Below are 17,010 nucleotides of genomic sequence, written 5' to 3' on the forward strand. Positions count from 1 at the left end.
TGCTTGGCAACACTAATCTATTATAAGCTTGCTGCGGGACCAAAAAATTCATAATGAATGTTCTCTTGTTCAACACCCAAATCAATTAATGCAGCATTTATATGCTTCATAAATGGTACTGGACCGCAGAAATAAAATTCTGCTTCAGTTGTTGGAATAATAGTTTGTAACCATTCACGTTCAATGAATCCTTCTTTATCAAAATTCTTCATTTCCACATCTTGCTCTGTCGGTGAAGAATAGCAAGTATATGCTTTAACTTGTTCATACTCTTTTTCTACGGTCTCAACATGCTCTTTCATCGCATGTGTATTACTATTTATCGCCGCATGAACAAAGCATACATTACGCTTTGATTCTTGTTCAATTAGCGTATTTAACATGCTCATCATCGGTGTAATCCCTACCCCACCACTAATTAGTACAACAGGTAATGTTGAATCCATATTTAATACGAAATCTCCCGCTGGTGCACTTACTGGTAAGACATCTCCTTCCCCTACATGATCATGTAAGTAATTAGATACTTTACCATCTGGTGTATCTACACCTTTTTCTTTCTTTACACTAATACGATAATATTCTTTTCCTGGAGCATCAGACAAGCTATATTGACGATTATGTGTATATGTTTCACCTTTAATATTTATTTGAATCGTTACATATTGTCCTGGGATGAATGAAGAAACTTTCCCGCCATCTTCAGGTTTTAAATAAAATGATGTAATAACGTCGCTTTCCTTCACTTTTTTAACAATCACAAAGTTGCGGAAATCTTTCCATCCACCTTCTTTATGTGCAGCTTCTTCATACATACCCGCTTCAATGCTAATGAATGCATCAGCAATGACGCCATACGCTTCTCCCCATGCATTTAAAACTTCATCAGGTGCGCCTGCGACCTCTTTAATCGCTCGTAGTAAGCATGTACCTACTATTGGATAATGCTCTGCTTTAATACCTAAACTTCTATGCTTATGACCGATTTGTTTTACAACTGGAATAATAGCTTCTAAATTATCAATGTACGTTGCAGCTGCATAAACAGCGTTTGCTAACGCTTGTTGTTGTCTTCCTTTTTTCTGGTTCGTATGGTTGAAAATATTCAATAACTCCGGATGTTCCGAAAATAAAATTTGATAAAATCTCGTTGTAATCTCAACGCCTTTTTCTTGTAATAACGGTACTGTTGACTTTACGATTTCAATTGTTTTTGCACTTAACATTGTATCCCACTCCTCTATTTCCTTAACTGTTTTTAGTTTAACTGAATTGTATAATACATATTGTGATTTTAATCACTATTAACATGGTGTTTTTGTGAAAAATATATGAACAATGCACATATTAAGTTAATTTTAATTAGCCCTCATTAATTATGCTCAAAAAAAGCTAACTAGAATTCTAGTTAGCCTACTACTTTGTTTGTATCGCTTGTTCAATTACTCTTATATTCTGCCCATCTCCAAACTCTGTATACCCCCATATATTCGTTTCACCTTTATGCTTATTCACAAGTATATCCAGGTCATGATATACGCGATGAGCATAGATTACATACTCAATATTCTGAAGCTCCACACCTTTTTTTACAATTTCATAACTTCTATTCACATCGCGTTTTATTTTTTCATTTTTTATTTCTTTATGTATATTTTTTAAAGAGGCTTCTTGCCCTTGAAACCATTGTTTAAAATGTTTCCAGTCCCCATCTGTATATTTCTCTGCCTTACCATAATTCAAGAAATTATTATAACTTTCATGTGTCGTACGAACAAAATCGAGTGTCTTCTTTTTCTCTTGCACCTCTTCTATTTGTGCCGCTGTATTTACTCCAGCAGACTTATTCGCATAATATAATAGTACTTTCATAAGACTATAGCTCGCTATTGCCATCACAGTAATAGTTACCAATATACTTAACAATTTCTTCATATACAGAACCCCTTTTCTACTATGAATATTACAATGTACTGTTACACTTGTAACATTCTCTCGTAGAAATGTAATTCCTGTTTAAATCCTTCTTGTCATTTCGACACTATTCTTCTACAAACTTCTCTTTGGTAAATGCTCTTGTAAAACAACATAACCTTCATAAGCTGTATAACCAAGTATAGCCATTAATCCGATATAACAAGCAAATACTGTCCATTTCGTTTTCGTATCGACTTTATAATAATTTTCTTGTTGTTCCTTTTCTCTTTCCCATTCATTTAATTTTCTTTCTGACATTTCAAATGCTTCTCTTATATGAATTGTATGCATTTCTTTTTCATCTTCGTATGGGACATAATCAAGTGGCTCAAACTTTGGTAAAAGGTACTCTAGCACTTCAATCTTTTGAAGTTCTCCTGTTTTTAATTCTTTTTCACGTTCTCTTTGTCTTAATACATTCATCTCATGGTGAATCATATAAATCGTTCGATGCACCGCACCAGTTTCTTTTAATTCCTCTTCAAGCCTAGCAACATATTCTTTCATTCCATCGATTTTATATCCTAATTCCTTAATCGGCTCATCTCTCTTTATTACTCTATATAGTTCCATGCAGCCGATAATAAAAATAAACCCTCCTAAAATACTCTTATAGTAAATAGAATAGCCTAGTAGTAAAACTAGCCCTGCTCCCCAAATTTTCGTACTTACAACTGAAATTATTCGTCCTCCATCTAACGGGGAAACTGGAATTAAGTTAAAGAAATTAATCATACTTCCAAGTAAAATAATAAGCGCCCAAAACGGCTCTTTCGTTATTATATACAGTGGGATCGCGGGTAAAAATGAAAGCAATCCGAAAAGAGGTCCCATATACGCAATGTATGCTTCATCTTTTGCATTTTTCGGCATCTCTTTCATCCCAATAAGAGCCCCCATAAAAGGTATGAAGATTGCTGGCGATGTTGGTATACCTTTCTTTCTCGCTGCCCATAAATGCCCCATCTCATGTACAAACAACAAATAAACAAGTGCTACCCCAAACTTCCAACCATATATGACTGCGTATGCACCAAGCGATAAAAACATACTAAATACTGTTGAAAATTTTGCTAACTTAAAAATGGCAAATACCCATTTTAACTTAGATAGTAAAAATAACCCTATTGCAACAATAATTCCCCATAATCCTTTTTTATTATTTTTCATATTCCTCTCCTTTACCTCTCTTTACTGAGCCATATACACTCATCAAAACTTATTCTTTTCTCTATTATGACATATTTTTTTCTATTGTTAGAAATAATGTTTATTTCATCCATTTTTAGCCAAAAATAAAAATAAAAGGAGGTCAATACAAATGAAATTACAATCTCTTATGATAGGCGCTCTATCGTTCTTAGCTTCAACTCTTATTTTTTATACCGTCAGCTACGTATTATTATTAGATTGGTTGCCAAATCACTTATTTATAGCCCTTATTATTCTTTCTGCTCTTATGATTTCTTTTCTAATCACACGAAAATCAATGAATGAGCCATCTGCAAAAGCAAAATAATAGAGGGGGCCTTCCCCCTCTATTATCATTTCCTAGGAAAGGCCATATAGACTTTACGATTCATATTTATCTTTGTAAATTCATTTTTTCACCATACTCTTTAGCAATTTGAATAATGTTTTGAAATGCTCCTACTTTTTCTTTCTTACTACTTAATATTTGTAAATCGTAATTATCATAATAGGTTTCTAGTGATTTTAATTGTGATTCTGAAGCATCTTTTATCGGAACAGCAACATTCAATTCATACTGTTTATACCCTTCCTTTACTTTTTCAGCTGAAATCATTTCACTCTCTTTTGCGCCAATTAATTTTTGAACCTTTTCCGGGAAAATCAATTGCAAATAATATTCTTGTTCCTTTGCTAACTTATTATATAGTGATTGTGAAATCGTATAACGTACCGTATAATTCATTTTTTGATCACCTGCTTTAATATGAAATGCAGTAATCTGCAAATCTTTTTTCGTTACTTCCGTTAAAGGCGCTACCTGCATCTCATCTTCTTTTTTTTCTGGAATCTTTGGAAAGATAGCCAAAAGTTTTTCCGTATCTTTTTCGTTAAGCATATACATATCTTGCTTATACTGCACCCATCCTCGGCGGTCTTCTCCTCTTAACCATGCATAATATGTTTCTTTTTTCCCATCTCTACTAATTTGTATTTCATATTCCGGTTCACCAAAACTACCCGTTACTTCTTGTTTTTCCGCTTTGTTTATAATATCCACCACCAACTCCGCATCCATTTCCTTTAATTTTTTTTCTTCTTTACCTTTTGGCATAACAGTTACTTGTAATGGTTCTTTCACTTCATTCACTGTCTCCTCTACTTGTTTCGATTCTTTCTTTTGCTCGGCTTGACCACACGACGCGAGTAAAATAACACATAAAAACATTAAATATTTCCCTTTCAAATCGATTCTCCTTTTCCAATAAGAAATTCTTATAATCCTCATACATAAAACAAAAACGTTACATTATATAGAATGAGCTATACTATACACTGAAGGGAGGATTTTACAATGTCCATTAATTTTCATGATGCAAATAATAAGTATACGTATGCAAATCGTAACGCACATATTTCATGGCAGGAAACAATAAACAATATTGTAGATGTGCAAAATAAACAAGTAATTGATATAGGTTGTGGTGGCGGTATTTATACGAAAGAACTGGCTCTTATGGGAGCCAAAAGTGTTGTTGGGCTTGATTTTTCAAAAGAAATATTACAAGCTGCAAAAGAAAATTGTAATGCCTTCCCAAACATTTCATTCATTCACGGTGATGCACATCATATTTCATACCCTAACGAAACATTCGACCTTATCATTTCGCGTGCAGTCATTCATCACTTACAAGATATTCCTATATTTATACGAGAGGCTTCTCGCATATTAAAAAAAGACGGTACACTTATTTTACAAGACCGAACTATTGAAGATTGTACAATTCCAGGAAGTCCTGAACACATTCGTGGATATTTTTTCTCTGTATTTCCCAAACTCATTGAAATAGAATCAAAAAGAAGACCAAAAACCACTACCATACAGCAAGAGTTACAAAAATATTCTCTTCAAGTGTTCCCCATACAAACACAATGGGAAGTACGAAAAATACATGATTCTGTAGAAGCATTGCTGCAAGATTTATCTCCTCGAACCGGACGATCCATTCTATATGAATTAACAGATAATGAACTTTCTCAACTTCTACATCATATCCAAACAGCATTACAAAACGTCTCTCCTATCATCGAAAGAGATCGTTGGACAATTTGGAGCGCTAAGAAATTGTAAGGAAGGAAGCCTCACAAAATAATGTGAGGCTTCCTTCTTTCACAATCTAATTTTGCAACACTCTTGATATCCTCCACTCCTGGCCTGTGCACTTCCACACTTCGGACATACTAAATACCTAGACTGATTTGTCAACAAACTACCTTTTTGAAAGAGTAAAACTTCTGCTTGTTTAAACGAACGCGAATAATATAACCACATAAAACCAATTATAGCAATAATGCCAAATAATACTCCCATCGCAAGCATTTCAGTCACCTCTTTTGGTTTGTTCTTTCCAGCAAGTGGATTGTTGTATTATTCTCTGTAAATTCAAACATTTCCTCCCTTACTCCTATAAATATCGATTTTCTCCATAAACTTTACAATTCCCTATAATGTTTTACAGCATTTTTACAAACAGCATTAACCCTTATATTCTCAGCTATATTTCTACAGGAAAATGTATTCCCCAAAAAATATATTGACTTTCTAAAAAAAACGTGTGAAAATACTGTCAGAATACTTGAATAAAAATTCATTGACGAGAACGAGTACGTTATAGGACTGTTCCCCAGAGAGTTGGCGATTTGCTGAAAGCCAACGTTCAGTGCGTAACCGAAAATCATCTCCGAGAAGTAGAACCGAATGTCACAGTAAGTTCTTACCGGCTGTCCCCCGTTACAAGGAACACGTATCATGTTGTACGTTGCAAAGCCGTATACATATAGATTAATTTCTACATGTATAAATTAGGGTGGTATCGCGGGTAAATATAACTCGTCCCTTTCTTTAGGGACGAGTTTTTTGTGTTCTTACAAGTGAACTTACAAAAGGAGGAAAAACAATGAACACTGTATCAAAAAAACATGTTTTTTTCACAGGTCTTATGCTATTTTCTTTATTTTTTGGGGCAGGAAATTTAATTTTCCCTCCAATGCTTGGACAAAATGCTGGCGAAAACTTTTGGCCAGCGATGATTGGCTTTTTACTAACAGGGGTCGGTTTACCGTTACTTACTGTTATCGCTATTTCTTTATCAGGAAATGGAATGCAACAACTTGCAAGTCATGTTCACCCATTATTCGGAATTTTCTTTACAGTAGTTGTATACATTGCAATCGGTCCATCTATGGGCATTCCGCGTGTCGCTAACGTCGCTTATGAAATGGGAGTTAGTTCTTTCTTACCAGAAACCCTTCGTTCTAGCAGCCTAGCACTATTTTTATACACGGTCATCTTCTTTGCTATCGTATTTTTGCTTAGTTTAAATCCTTCTAAGCTCGTCGATCGTATCGGAAGTGTATTAACACCTATTTTATTACTCTCTATTTTCTTATTATTCTTTAAGAGTATATTTTCACCACTTGGGCAATCAGGACCAGCAATGCAAGAGTATCAAACTTCTCCAATTTTCAAAGGTTTTATGGAAGGATACTTAACAATGGATACTATTTCAGCGCTTGCATTTGGAATTATCGTTGTAAATGCAATTCGCTCAAAAGGTGTGAATGATCGTAAATCAATTGCCATCGCAACGGCAAAAGCAGGACTTATTGCCGCTACTGGTCTTGTACTTGTATACGGTGCACTTGGTTGGCTCGGTGCAACAAGTGTCTCTCTCGGATATGCTAAAAACGGAGGACAGCTACTTACCGTTATCGTACAACAATTATTCGGTCCATATGGTCTAATCCTACTATCTCTTATCGTTACACTCGCTTGCTTAACAACATGTGTTGGACTTGTATCTGCATGTAGTCAATATTTCTCAACTTTATTGACAAAATTTTCATACAAAATGTTAGCAAGTATCATTTGCGCGTTAGGATTATTAGTTGCCAACTTAGGTTTAACAAAAATTATCGCCATCTCTGTTCCTATTTTACTTGTTGTATATCCAATTGCGATTGTACTCGTGTTATTATCATTACTTCATAAATATTTCGGTGGATATCGTTCTGTTTATGTAGGTGCGTTAATTGGATCTGCAGTTGTGAGCGTATTTGATGGATTAAAACAAGGGAATATTCCTGTTTCATTTATCACATCTTATTTCGAGTTTATTCCATTATATAATGAGGGAATTGGCTGGTTAGTGCCAGCATTAGTTGGGGCTATTATCGGTTTTGCTATCGCAAAATTAAGTGGTGCAAAAACAGTACCATTAACGGATCATTCACCTGAATCGAAAGCATCATAAAAAAACTCCCATTTCGGGAGTTTTTTACATTTGATAAGAGGTATGATTAAAGCTACTTACTTTATAAGCTTTCGTATAGTAATCAATATTCGTATCCACCGTTTCTACTTTTACAACATCATAGCAATCTTCTTGCTTCACTAGAAATAAATAATATTCTTCTGTTGCCTCAATAATTGCAATACGATCTGTTTCAATATCATATTGTTCACAAAGTGCTTGCAACGCATTCACATAGTTACCTAATTTTTTCGTTTCATCCATTCCAAATATCGTTTGAACTAACATACACTCTCTCCCCTTTGTATGTACTGTTAACACCTTAATGATAACGCTTACAAAATTAACCGTCAACAAAAAAGCTTTGACCATATATAGTCAAAGCTTCTTTTTTATTTCGTCAATTGGTGTCTAAACGCATAAATAACCGCCTGTGTCCGGTCACTTACATTTAGCTTATTTAATATATTACTCACATGTGTCTTTACTGTTTTAAGGGCAATAAACAACTCATCTGCAATCTCTTGATTACTTTTCCCCTCTGCAATTAATAACAAAATTTCAGACTCTCTTTCTGTTAACTCCTCATGCAAAGGTTGTTCTTTCTTCTGACGCATACGAGACATCATTTTGCCAGTAACTTTCGGCTCTAATACCGTTTCCCCATCATAAGTAGCTCGTACAGCGTCTGCAATATCACTCGCTCTTGATGTTTTTAATAAATAACTTGTCGCTCCCGCCTCAATAACAGGATATAACTTTTCATCATCTAAAAAGCTCGTTACAACTACAATTTTCGCCTCTGGCCATTCTTGAATAATAGCGCGTGTTGCTTCAACCCCGTCCATCTCATCCATAACAAGGTCCATTAAAATAATATCCGGTCTTAATTGCAACGCTAACTCTGAACCTTTTCTTCCATTTTCAGCTTCTCCAACCACTTCAATATCTGGCTGTGTTGATAAATATGCTGATACACCCATTCGAACCATTTCATGATCATCAACTAGTAATACTTTTATCATGATTCTCCCCCTCTCTCAATCATAATCGGTACTTTCACTTCTATTTGCGTACCTTTATTCGGAAAACTAAGAACTTTTAATGTACCACCAATTTCATGAACTCGCTCTTGCATTGACCTTAAACCGTATGAACCGGCCTTATTAACCCCAACTTTAAACCCAACACCGTCATCAATAATTTTCAAAATCGCATATTGATCAATTTTCCGAAGGCGTACTTCGGTTTTCTTTGCCTTCGCATGCCGTAAAGTATTAGACAATGCCTCTTGTACAATACGGAATAAATGATCCTCTACACCTTTTTTTAATTGAATCGGTTCAATTAACCATTCAATTTTCATATGTTGCTTTCTAGATAGTTCTGTTAATAATTCTTCTATACCCTCTGTTAGTTTCTTACCTTCTAACTGCACTGGGCGTAAATGAAGGAGCAATGCTCTCATTTCTGATTGTGCATTTACAACCATATTCTCAACAAGCTGCAACTGTTTTTTCGTCGTGTCTGGAATTTTAGCTACTTGTTCATTAATGGCTGACATCATCATCGACATTGCAAAAAGCTGCTGACTTACAGAATCATGCAGCTCTCTCGCTAATCGATGCCTTTCTTGAGAAATCGCTTCTTGTCTCATCTCTTCATTCCAATGGGCTCGTTCATTCGTTACTTTTTGAAATAGCCCAGCTTGCTCCTCTAAGCGACGAGCAAGACCAATTACTTTCCGTTCCACTTCATGAAATTCATCGTCCGCAGTAAATGAAACATCACTCGGAAAATTCCCTCGCTCTACTTCAAATAGAAAAGTATTTAATCCTTGTATACGCTGCTCTATATAATAACCGATTGCATATCCTACAATTCCTCCGATAAGAAGACTCGTACTCATAATAAACAAGCCAATTGGAACAGAAGCAATGGATTCTTTCCATAGTAAATCATAAACTTGTTGCTCGCTTTTCCATACATATACAATTGTACAAATAAGTGCGATACTCACAGAGGACAACATAGAATAACGAATATACATCCAAGAAATATTCCTTTGTTTTTTCATTATACTTTCCTCACTTCCGTATCGCCTACGACAAGCGAAGAAATAATTTTAATACGACGAGGGGCTTCTTTATACTGTTCTGTTCTAAACGTAACATTACGGTTAAATCCAGTTTCTTCGTGTCCTGGCAGGAGCACTCGCCCAACAATAACAGAATGATTTAAAGACAATTCAATATCATATGGTACATATAAACGAATATTACCAATGGCGCCCCGAATAACAATAACCGTTTCCCCCTCTGGAATCATAGCGGTTGTTAAATCAATCTCGACATCACAAGCACCATATTGGACGTTAATATCCTCTAATTCATAAATATGATCCATCATTCGTACATTACCTACAAACATATTTTTTATATACGGTTCTGTACGATATATTTGTTTTTCTTCATCTATATATCCCTTTTCTTTAATTTCAACTTTCATTGCTTTTTGCTGATGTCCTTGTTGAATAAGTTGATAACCAATTAAAGCTAAACAAGCAAACACAACAAGTACGAATGCTGCTGATGAAAATAAGAAGAATAAGAATACAATACCACCGACAAATAAAAATACATTCCCTCTTACATAACGGTTCTTCTTTCGATAATGTCTTCCAAACATAATCATAATAAATGCAAATATTAGACCACCTGGTTCAAAATGTCCAAGTATCATATCAAGAAAAAGACCGAATCCAAATATGATGAGGAGCATCCCCATAAATTGTGTTTTTGAAAAGTGCTTCTTCATTTCAGCTCCCCCCCTCTTTGTCACATATACATAGAAGAAAAGGCATTGCTTTCCAACACCTTTTCTCCTATCACTATATCATAAGCCTGTTTTATTATATACTACAATTATTTTGTTACTTCTTTCGTTAACGATACTTCATTTTTCTCTTTCATTTCACTCTCTAGTTTTGCAATTTTCATATCAAATGTATCACGCTCATGCTCTTCATTTATACGAAGCTCTATGTCACGAATGTGATCTTCAATTTCTTCGAATCGTAAGAACGGATTATTTTCATCCATTTTATGCATAGCAGTATTCATACGGCGGTTTGCATGCGCCATATTTTCACGTGCCATTAATTCCATACGCTTTGCGTTCATTTCTTTTAATTTATTTTTCATTTCTGAAAGACGACGCTCTAACTCATCAATTTGCTCTACAACACCAGCATACATTTCTTCTAAGCGAGTTACTTGCCCTTCATAATACGCTACTTCTTCTAATGCACGTTCGTGCAATTGCAATTCGCCTGCTTCTTGTGCGATGATAGCTTGCTTTGATCTTTTATTAACGAAATAACGTGCTTGCTCAAGCTCACGAGCGAAGTTAGATTTTAATGTTTTATGACGCTGAATTAACTTCTCAATTTTTGTTATTTCACGCTCACTGTCGCGTAAATATTGGTTTAACATTGCTATTGGATTTTTTCTTTCTTTCTCATCTAACACATTATGAAAATCAGCTAAAATTGCATCGCGTACACGTCCGAATAAAGATTGTTTCATTATAATCTTCCTCTCTTCTACTTTATAATTTGATTTGATTTATTTTATATTAGTTTTTCATTAACTTGTTCCACTCATCTTCAAAGTTGCTATATGGTTTAGAACTTTCTGGAGCAGAATCAACAACTACATTTTTTTCTTTTTTCCACTCACGGTATCCGTAGTATAAAACTACTAATGCTGCGATCCCGATTAATGCTGGGGAATGAGAAAGTGCAATGGACAAACCGATTAAACCAACAATACCCCAAGCTAACTTTCCAAAAAATGATTTAGCTCGCACAAATGATTTATAGCTCCAGTACACAACTCCTGCTCCGATTGCGAATCCTACAATACCAGCAAGACTACCAAGAGCAATTAAAGCCAAAATACCGGCCGCGATAAACGCTAGAAATTGTTTCATCTTGTGCTTGCCTCCCTTCGATTTGATACTCTTATCTTAACTATTTTTTCATTTTTTCATAACGAGCTTAAGAACCGTTTTTAACTCAGACTTAAGACTGAGTTCCATTCAGCCTTTTGTAAAAATATAAGGAAAGATAGGATAACTCACTCTTTTATTGCATAGAAAAAGCCGTACAGAGAATATTCTCTGTACGGCTTCTGTTGCTACTAATAAAATTCATATTTAATTATGCTGTTTTATGATACTCTTTCTTTTCCGCCACTTTAGAAAACCTTGGGAAACCAATTAATATAGAAATAATTCCACATACTCCAACTAAAATTGGATAAAATGCATATGGTAACAATTCGATCGGAGATAACGCAGCAAATCCTGCCGCTGTTAACATTTGAGCACCATATGGAATTAACCCTTGTATACAGCATGAGAAAAGATCCAGTACACTCGCTGATTTACGCGGATCAATTTCATACTGATCCGCAATGTTTTTCGCAAGCGGACCTGTAAAAATGATAGAGATTGTATTATTTGCTGTACACATATTCGTCATACTCACTAAGCCAGCAATACCAAACTCTGCTCCTTTTTTCGAACGAATATTACGTGTTAAAAGATTCATTAAATATTGAATGCCACCATTATACTGGATAAGTTCAACCATACCACCGATTAAAATGGCAAGTAACACTAACTCCATCATACTGCCCATTCCAGTCGTTACACTTTTAAAGAAACTCTCTAACGTATAACTTCCATCTATAAGACCGATAACACCAGATAGTACCGTTCCACCAGTTAATACAATGAGTACATTCCAGCCAAGTAGTGCTGTAACAAGTACACCTGCGTATGGTAAAATCTTCACCCAATCAAATGTATGAGCTTTAATTTCTGTATCATTACCTAAAGTAATCATTACTAATAGTACAATTGTAATGACTGCAGCTGGCAATACAATTAAAAAATTCGTTTTAAACTTATCTTTCATTTCTGTTCCTTGCGAACGAACAGCAGCAATTGTCGTATCAGAAATAAATGATAAATTATCGCCAAACATCGCTCCGCCCACAACAGTAGCCATCGTAAGCGCAATTGAGATATCAGTTTGCCCACTAATACCTACAGCAATCGGTGCTAATGCAGCAATTGTTCCCATTGAAGTTCCCATCGCTAATGAAATAAATGCCCCTATAACAAAAATTCCAGCAACGATAAATCCTTGGGGTAAAATAGATAACGCTAAGTTAACAGTGGAATCAACTCCACCCATTCCTTTTGCCGTTTCAGAAAACGCCCCTGCAAGTACAAAAATCAGAACCATGATCATAATATCAGGGTTTCCTGCACCTTTAGCAAATCGTTCTACTTTCACATTAAAGCTTTCCTTACGATTCATCACTAAAGCAATTCCTACAGCAATTGAAATCGCTACAAGTATCGGCAATTTATAGAAATCACCTGTAATAATCCCAGAACCAATAAATAGCGCCAAAAATATTCCAAGTGGTAATAAAGCTAAACCATTTCCTCTCGTTTCTTTCAAAGTATCATCTCTCCCTAGTTTTCAACCTTTTCTAATGAATAACAAAAGACCTCTTCCAATGAGAAGAGGTCTTATACATCTATAAGAAACACTCTTCTCATCTTTCAAGCACATGCTTGCTGGATTTGGCACAGCACTCTGAAATCGAGTCCGCTGCCGAGGCATCGTAGGGCCAGTCCCTCCGCCTCTCTTTATAAGAAGGTTTCATATTTATTTTTTAATAATAATTTCTTTTCTAACTTTACTCGCTTACAAAACAAAAGTCAATTATTTTTTGTATAGATTTTTTTGGTAATTATACAAAAAGGTGAATAAACCAATCATTTTAACTTTTCGATTTCTTTATCCAATATTGAGATCCAATAAAATTCTCTATTTTTTATCGTCGCGATAATCCATTTTGTTGTATTCCATGCTAACTCATATTCTTCTTTTGTAACATCACCAGTTTTATAAGCATCCTCTAACTCGTCTTCATCCAGTACATAGATCTCACCGTTCGGTAACAATACCACATCTAAATATAAATCATCAAAATAAGGTAAACCACGATCGTCTATTTTAAATTCTTTTGTCACATCGATATAATATTGCACTAATTGTTTTTGATTGTCTAACATAGCTGTAATCGCAAAGTTATTTCCGTTTGTAAAATATTGCATCCATGTATACCCATCACCTGCAATGCAAAGCTCTTTACTATTGTATTCTTTATAACTAGGCTCTCTCACCTTTTTTATATCCAATATTCCTAACATACCTGCTTCAACTTGTTTTACTGTGTATGTCTTCTCTATTAATCGCTTCCACGTAGAACCATCACCGTACTTACGTTTCATAACTTTCTCTCCTCTTCTACATACAGAAAAGCTCTCACATAATATGTGAGAGCTTTTCAAATCATAATTAAGCCGCTTGACCCTTTTCAGATATCTCTTTTAAATAGGCTTGTCCTTTTTCAGCGTCATATTGACCTTCCCACTTAGACATAACTACAGCCGCTAAAGAGTTACCTACAACGTTAACTGCTGTACGAGCCATATCTAGAATACGGTCAATACCTGCAATAAACGCTAAACCTTCAGCTGGAATACCTACTGTACCAAGTGTTGCTAATAATACAACGAATGATACGCCCGGTACACCCGCGATACCTTTTGATGTAACCATTAATACAAGTAATAACGTAATTTGTTGTGTAATGGATAATTCAATACCGTACATTTGCGCTAAGAAAATTGCCGCAATTGCTTGATATAAAGTTGATCCATCTAAGTTAAATGAATAACCCGTTGGAATAACGAAAGATGTAATTGCTTTCGGACAACCGAATTTTTCCATTTTCTCCATAATTTTCGGTAAAACCGTTTCTGAACTTGCTGTAGAGTACGCTAAGATCAGCTCGTCTTTTAAAATTTTAAAGAATTGGAAAATGTTAATACCGAATATTTTCGCTGTAAGCCCTAATACAACTACAACGAAGAAGATCATTGCTCCGTATACTACAATGAGTAATTTCCCTAATGGAATTAATGAAGCTAATCCGAATGTAGAAACTGTAACACCAATTAATGCGAATACACCAAATGGTGCAAACTTCATAACTTGGTTCGTTACATAAAACATTGCATCTGCTACACCTTGGAAAAATTGTAGAACTGGTTTGCCACGCTCACCAATTGCTGCTACACCTAAACCAAATAATACTGAGAAGAAGATAATAGCAAGCATATCACCTTCAGCTAATGATTTCATAATGTTCGTCGGAACAATATTTACAAATGTATCCGCAAACGAATGACTTTGTACTTGCTCTGTCGTAGCTGTATATTTAGAAATATCTGTTTTTGTTAACTTATCCATATCAACGCCTTTTCCAGGTTGGAAAATGTTCGCTATTAATAGACCAACAACAATTGCAAGTGTTGTAATAATTTCAAAGTAAATAATTGTTTTTCCGCCTAGTCGACCTAACTTCTTAACATCGCCAACACCAGCAACTCCAACAACAATACTCGCTACAACAATCGGTACAACAATCATCTTAATTAATCGGATGAAAATATCACCAATTGGTTGTAAGTACTTCACCACTTCCGGATTGCCAAAGAAAATAGCTCCAACTGCAATACCGAGCGCAAGTCCTATTAAAATTTGCCATGCAAGTCCTATTCTTTTCATACTTGTGGTAACCCCCTCTTCGATGTGTCACTCTATCTCTCATTCTATCTCTATAAAACATGAAATTAAGAGTATTACATATTATTCGACAATTCACTACATTTTGTCCCTGTTAAAAATCATAAATCAAAAATTAAAATCTGACAACAAAATAAGTTTGCCCGAACGCAAATAATTTTCTTGACAAAAATAAACCTCATGTCAGAAAACCTCACATGAAATCGATTCCTCACTAGTGATTGATAGATTTTTAAAGTACTGTTTCATCATGGAAAACCCCATCATTTTCCATGATTTTTAAAAAAAAATATAGAAATTGATAACTTTTTCTATACATTCAAGAATTTTAACTTTATGACAAACGCTACGAAAAGATACTAAATTCCGACAAAACTTAGCAAATTTATAAAGTTTTCTTTACATTATGATTACAACGATAGACACTCTTCTTCTTATGATATATAACATTCATAGGGAAAGGAGCAAGACAACAATGAAAAAGAAATTTGCAACGTTTAGTGTTTTAGCAGCTGGAACGATTTTCGTTTCCCCGTTACTTTCACCCGTATACGCTGAAACGAATGAAAATAAATTATCTAATATTCAATCCGAATTAGAAGGCAAACAAAATGACTTACAAAATAAATCAGCTGAGAAAGAACAAATAGAAAAAGAAATCCAGGAATTGCAAAAGAAAATCGACGAATTAACTACTTCTATTAATAAAAACGAAGCTGAATTAAACGATACAAAAAAAGAAATTAGCAACACACAGCAAGTTATTACTGAAAAAAAGAAACATATAGAGCAATTACAAACAAACATAGATACACGGCAGGAAGTTATTAAACAACGACTACAATCTATGCAAGAAAAGCCTCGTACGAGTATCATTACAGAAGTAATAACAAGCTCTGCAAATATTGCCGATCTTGTTGATAATATGTACTCTGTAAGTTTAATTTTAAATAACGATACCGATATTGTGAAAAAACAAACAAGTGATCAGAATGCTGTGACGACAGAAAAAGAGGCTGTTGAGAAAAAAGAGCAACAACTGAAAGAATCTGAACAAAAATTAGAACAAAAACAACAAGAGTTACAAAGTAATCAACAACAGCAACAAACTCTTATTAAAGATCTACATACGAAAGTATCAAAAGTAGATTCCGAGATTGAAGGATTAGAAGAGTCACAAGGTATTTTAGAAAACCAGCGTCAAGCTGTTCAAAAAGCAATTGAAGAAGAAAAACGTGCAGAAGAGGCTCGGAAAGCTGAAGAGGCACGCAAGGCTGAGGAAGCAAAAAAACAAGCCGCCGCCTCTGCTAAAGAAAGCACACAATCCGCACCAACACCGCAAGATACGAACAAAGGTGGATTTATTAAGCCAGCCGCTGGATCAAAAACTTCTGGATTCGGCGCACGTTCTTTAGATAACCATAAAGGAATCGATATCGCAGCTTCGGGAACAGTTCCAATTATTGCCGCTGCAGATGGCGTTGTTATCCGTTCAGAATTATCCTCTAGTTACGGAAACGTTGTTTACTTATCTCACCGTGTTAACGGAAAAACATATACGACAGTGTATGCACATATGAATAGCCGCTCTGTATCAAATGGACAAACTGTAAAACAAGGCGATCAACTTGGCTTTATGGGAAATACCGGTCAATCTTACGGACAACATTTACACTTCGAACTTCATATCGGGGAATGGAATGTTGGTAAGACAAACGCAGTTGATCCGTCTCCTTATATCGGATTATAAAAAATCTCGGTGCATACCGAGATTTTTTGTTTACACTTCAC

At 35.1% G+C, this 17,010-nt stretch carries 18 protein-coding genes, 1 riboswitch and 1 other annotated feature; of the genes, 4 read left to right on the forward strand and 14 right to left on the reverse strand.

Features of this window, described 5'->3' with window-relative positions:
* Positions 1 to 20: 20 nt before the first annotated feature.
* The 3 genes from hmpA to QCI75_RS19640 form a co-directional block, all read right to left on the reverse strand.
* A complete protein-coding gene (hmpA, locus tag QCI75_RS19630; RefSeq protein ID WP_144507003.1) occupies positions 21 to 1,226 on the reverse strand; it encodes an NO-inducible flavohemoprotein in 1,206 nt (401 codons plus the stop codon).
* 190 nt (positions 1,227 to 1,416) lie between these two features.
* Positions 1,417 to 1,935 carry a hypothetical protein gene (locus tag QCI75_RS19635; RefSeq protein ID WP_144507004.1) on the reverse strand — a complete coding sequence of 173 codons (519 nt, stop codon included), beginning with the start codon at positions 1,933 to 1,935 and terminating at the stop codon, positions 1,417 to 1,419.
* 114 nt (positions 1,936 to 2,049) lie between these two features.
* Positions 2,050 to 3,147: a site-2 protease family protein gene (locus QCI75_RS19640; protein ID WP_353761047.1), complete on the reverse strand. Its 1,098-nt coding sequence runs from the start codon at positions 3,145 to 3,147 to the stop codon at positions 2,050 to 2,052.
* 151 nt (positions 3,148 to 3,298) lie between these two features.
* Between QCI75_RS19640 and QCI75_RS19645 the strand changes: the two genes are divergently transcribed.
* Positions 3,299 to 3,496, forward strand: a complete 198-nt coding sequence (locus QCI75_RS19645) for a hypothetical protein (protein WP_000776287.1) — start codon at positions 3,299 to 3,301, stop codon at positions 3,494 to 3,496.
* A gap of 66 nt (positions 3,497 to 3,562) precedes the next feature.
* Here QCI75_RS19645 and QCI75_RS19650 read toward each other — a convergent pair whose 3' ends face one another.
* Entirely contained in the window at positions 3,563 to 4,414 is an 852-nt protein-coding gene (locus tag QCI75_RS19650) for a YhfM domain-containing protein (protein WP_353761048.1), read from the reverse strand.
* Between the two features lie 108 nt (positions 4,415 to 4,522).
* Between QCI75_RS19650 and QCI75_RS19655 the strand changes: the two genes are divergently transcribed.
* Positions 4,523 to 5,299, forward strand: coding sequence for a class I SAM-dependent methyltransferase (locus QCI75_RS19655; RefSeq protein ID WP_353761049.1), 777 nt, complete (start codon positions 4,523 to 4,525; stop codon positions 5,297 to 5,299).
* 39 nt (positions 5,300 to 5,338) lie between these two features.
* Here the strand turns inward: QCI75_RS19655 and QCI75_RS19660 are convergent, their stop codons facing one another.
* A complete protein-coding gene (locus tag QCI75_RS19660) occupies positions 5,339 to 5,548 on the reverse strand; it encodes a hypothetical protein (RefSeq protein ID WP_000880630.1) in 210 nt (69 codons plus the stop codon).
* Between the two features lie 262 nt (positions 5,549 to 5,810).
* Positions 5,811 to 6,069, forward strand: a binding site (T-box leader).
* Between the two features lie 56 nt (positions 6,070 to 6,125).
* Between QCI75_RS19660 and brnQ3 the strand changes: the two genes are divergently transcribed.
* On the forward strand, positions 6,126 to 7,481 hold the full coding sequence (gene brnQ3, locus QCI75_RS19665) for a branched-chain amino acid transport system II carrier protein BrnQ3 (RefSeq protein WP_353761050.1): 1,356 nt from the start codon (positions 6,126 to 6,128) through the stop codon (positions 7,479 to 7,481).
* A gap of 24 nt (positions 7,482 to 7,505) precedes the next feature.
* Here the strand turns inward: brnQ3 and QCI75_RS19670 are convergent, their stop codons facing one another.
* The 9 genes from QCI75_RS19670 to gltP all read right to left on the reverse strand — a co-directional run bounded on the left by QCI75_RS19670 (position 7,506) and on the right by gltP (position 15,201).
* On the reverse strand, positions 7,506 to 7,853 hold the full coding sequence (locus QCI75_RS19670) for a DUF3992 domain-containing protein (RefSeq protein ID WP_353761051.1): 348 nt from the start codon (positions 7,851 to 7,853) through the stop codon (positions 7,506 to 7,508).
* 20 nt (positions 7,854 to 7,873) lie between these two features.
* The gene (locus tag QCI75_RS19675) at positions 7,874 to 8,506 is read right to left on the reverse strand and encodes a response regulator (RefSeq protein ID WP_000598709.1); all 633 of its coding nucleotides are present in this window, start codon (positions 8,504 to 8,506) and stop codon (positions 7,874 to 7,876) included.
* Positions 8,503 to 9,558: a sensor histidine kinase gene (locus tag QCI75_RS19680; RefSeq protein ID WP_070141477.1), complete on the reverse strand. Its 1,056-nt coding sequence runs from the start codon at positions 9,556 to 9,558 to the stop codon at positions 8,503 to 8,505. The genes QCI75_RS19675 and QCI75_RS19680 overlap by 4 nt, the downstream gene beginning before the upstream one ends.
* Positions 9,558 to 10,298, reverse strand: coding sequence for a cell wall-active antibiotics response protein LiaF (liaF, locus tag QCI75_RS19685; protein WP_144507009.1), 741 nt, complete (start codon positions 10,296 to 10,298; stop codon positions 9,558 to 9,560). Before liaF ends, QCI75_RS19680 begins: the two co-directional genes overlap by 1 nt.
* Positions 10,299 to 10,405: 107 nt before the next feature.
* A complete protein-coding gene (locus tag QCI75_RS19690; RefSeq protein WP_002011675.1) occupies positions 10,406 to 11,068 on the reverse strand; it encodes a PspA/IM30 family protein in 663 nt (220 codons plus the stop codon).
* Positions 11,069 to 11,117: 49 nt separating this feature from the next.
* The gene (locus QCI75_RS19695) at positions 11,118 to 11,474 is read right to left on the reverse strand and encodes a lmo0954 family membrane protein (protein ID WP_000808645.1); all 357 of its coding nucleotides are present in this window, start codon (positions 11,472 to 11,474) and stop codon (positions 11,118 to 11,120) included.
* A 229-nt stretch (positions 11,475 to 11,703) separates the two neighbouring features.
* The gene (locus tag QCI75_RS19700; protein WP_144507010.1) at positions 11,704 to 13,020 is read right to left on the reverse strand and encodes a Na+/H+ antiporter NhaC family protein; all 1,317 of its coding nucleotides are present in this window, start codon (positions 13,018 to 13,020) and stop codon (positions 11,704 to 11,706) included.
* Positions 13,021 to 13,114: 94 nt separating this feature from the next.
* Positions 13,115 to 13,220, reverse strand: a riboswitch (SAM riboswitch).
* Between the two features lie 120 nt (positions 13,221 to 13,340).
* Positions 13,341 to 13,859 (reverse strand): ribonuclease FAU-1 family protein, encoded by a 519-nt coding sequence (locus QCI75_RS19705; protein ID WP_353761052.1) that lies wholly within the window; start codon positions 13,857 to 13,859, stop codon positions 13,341 to 13,343.
* A gap of 67 nt (positions 13,860 to 13,926) precedes the next feature.
* The gene (gene gltP, locus QCI75_RS19710) at positions 13,927 to 15,201 is read right to left on the reverse strand and encodes a glutamate/aspartate:proton symporter GltP (protein WP_144508253.1); all 1,275 of its coding nucleotides are present in this window, start codon (positions 15,199 to 15,201) and stop codon (positions 13,927 to 13,929) included.
* A 493-nt stretch (positions 15,202 to 15,694) separates the two neighbouring features.
* Between gltP and QCI75_RS19715 the strand changes: the two genes are divergently transcribed.
* Positions 15,695 to 16,969, forward strand: coding sequence for a murein hydrolase activator EnvC family protein (locus tag QCI75_RS19715; protein WP_144508255.1), 1,275 nt, complete (start codon positions 15,695 to 15,697; stop codon positions 16,967 to 16,969).
* Positions 16,970 to 17,010: the final 41 nt, after the last annotated feature.

This window comes from Bacillus cereus group sp. RP43 (assembly GCF_040459645.1).
Taxonomy (GTDB): domain Bacteria; phylum Bacillota; class Bacilli; order Bacillales; family Bacillaceae_G; genus Bacillus_A; species Bacillus_A mycoides_C.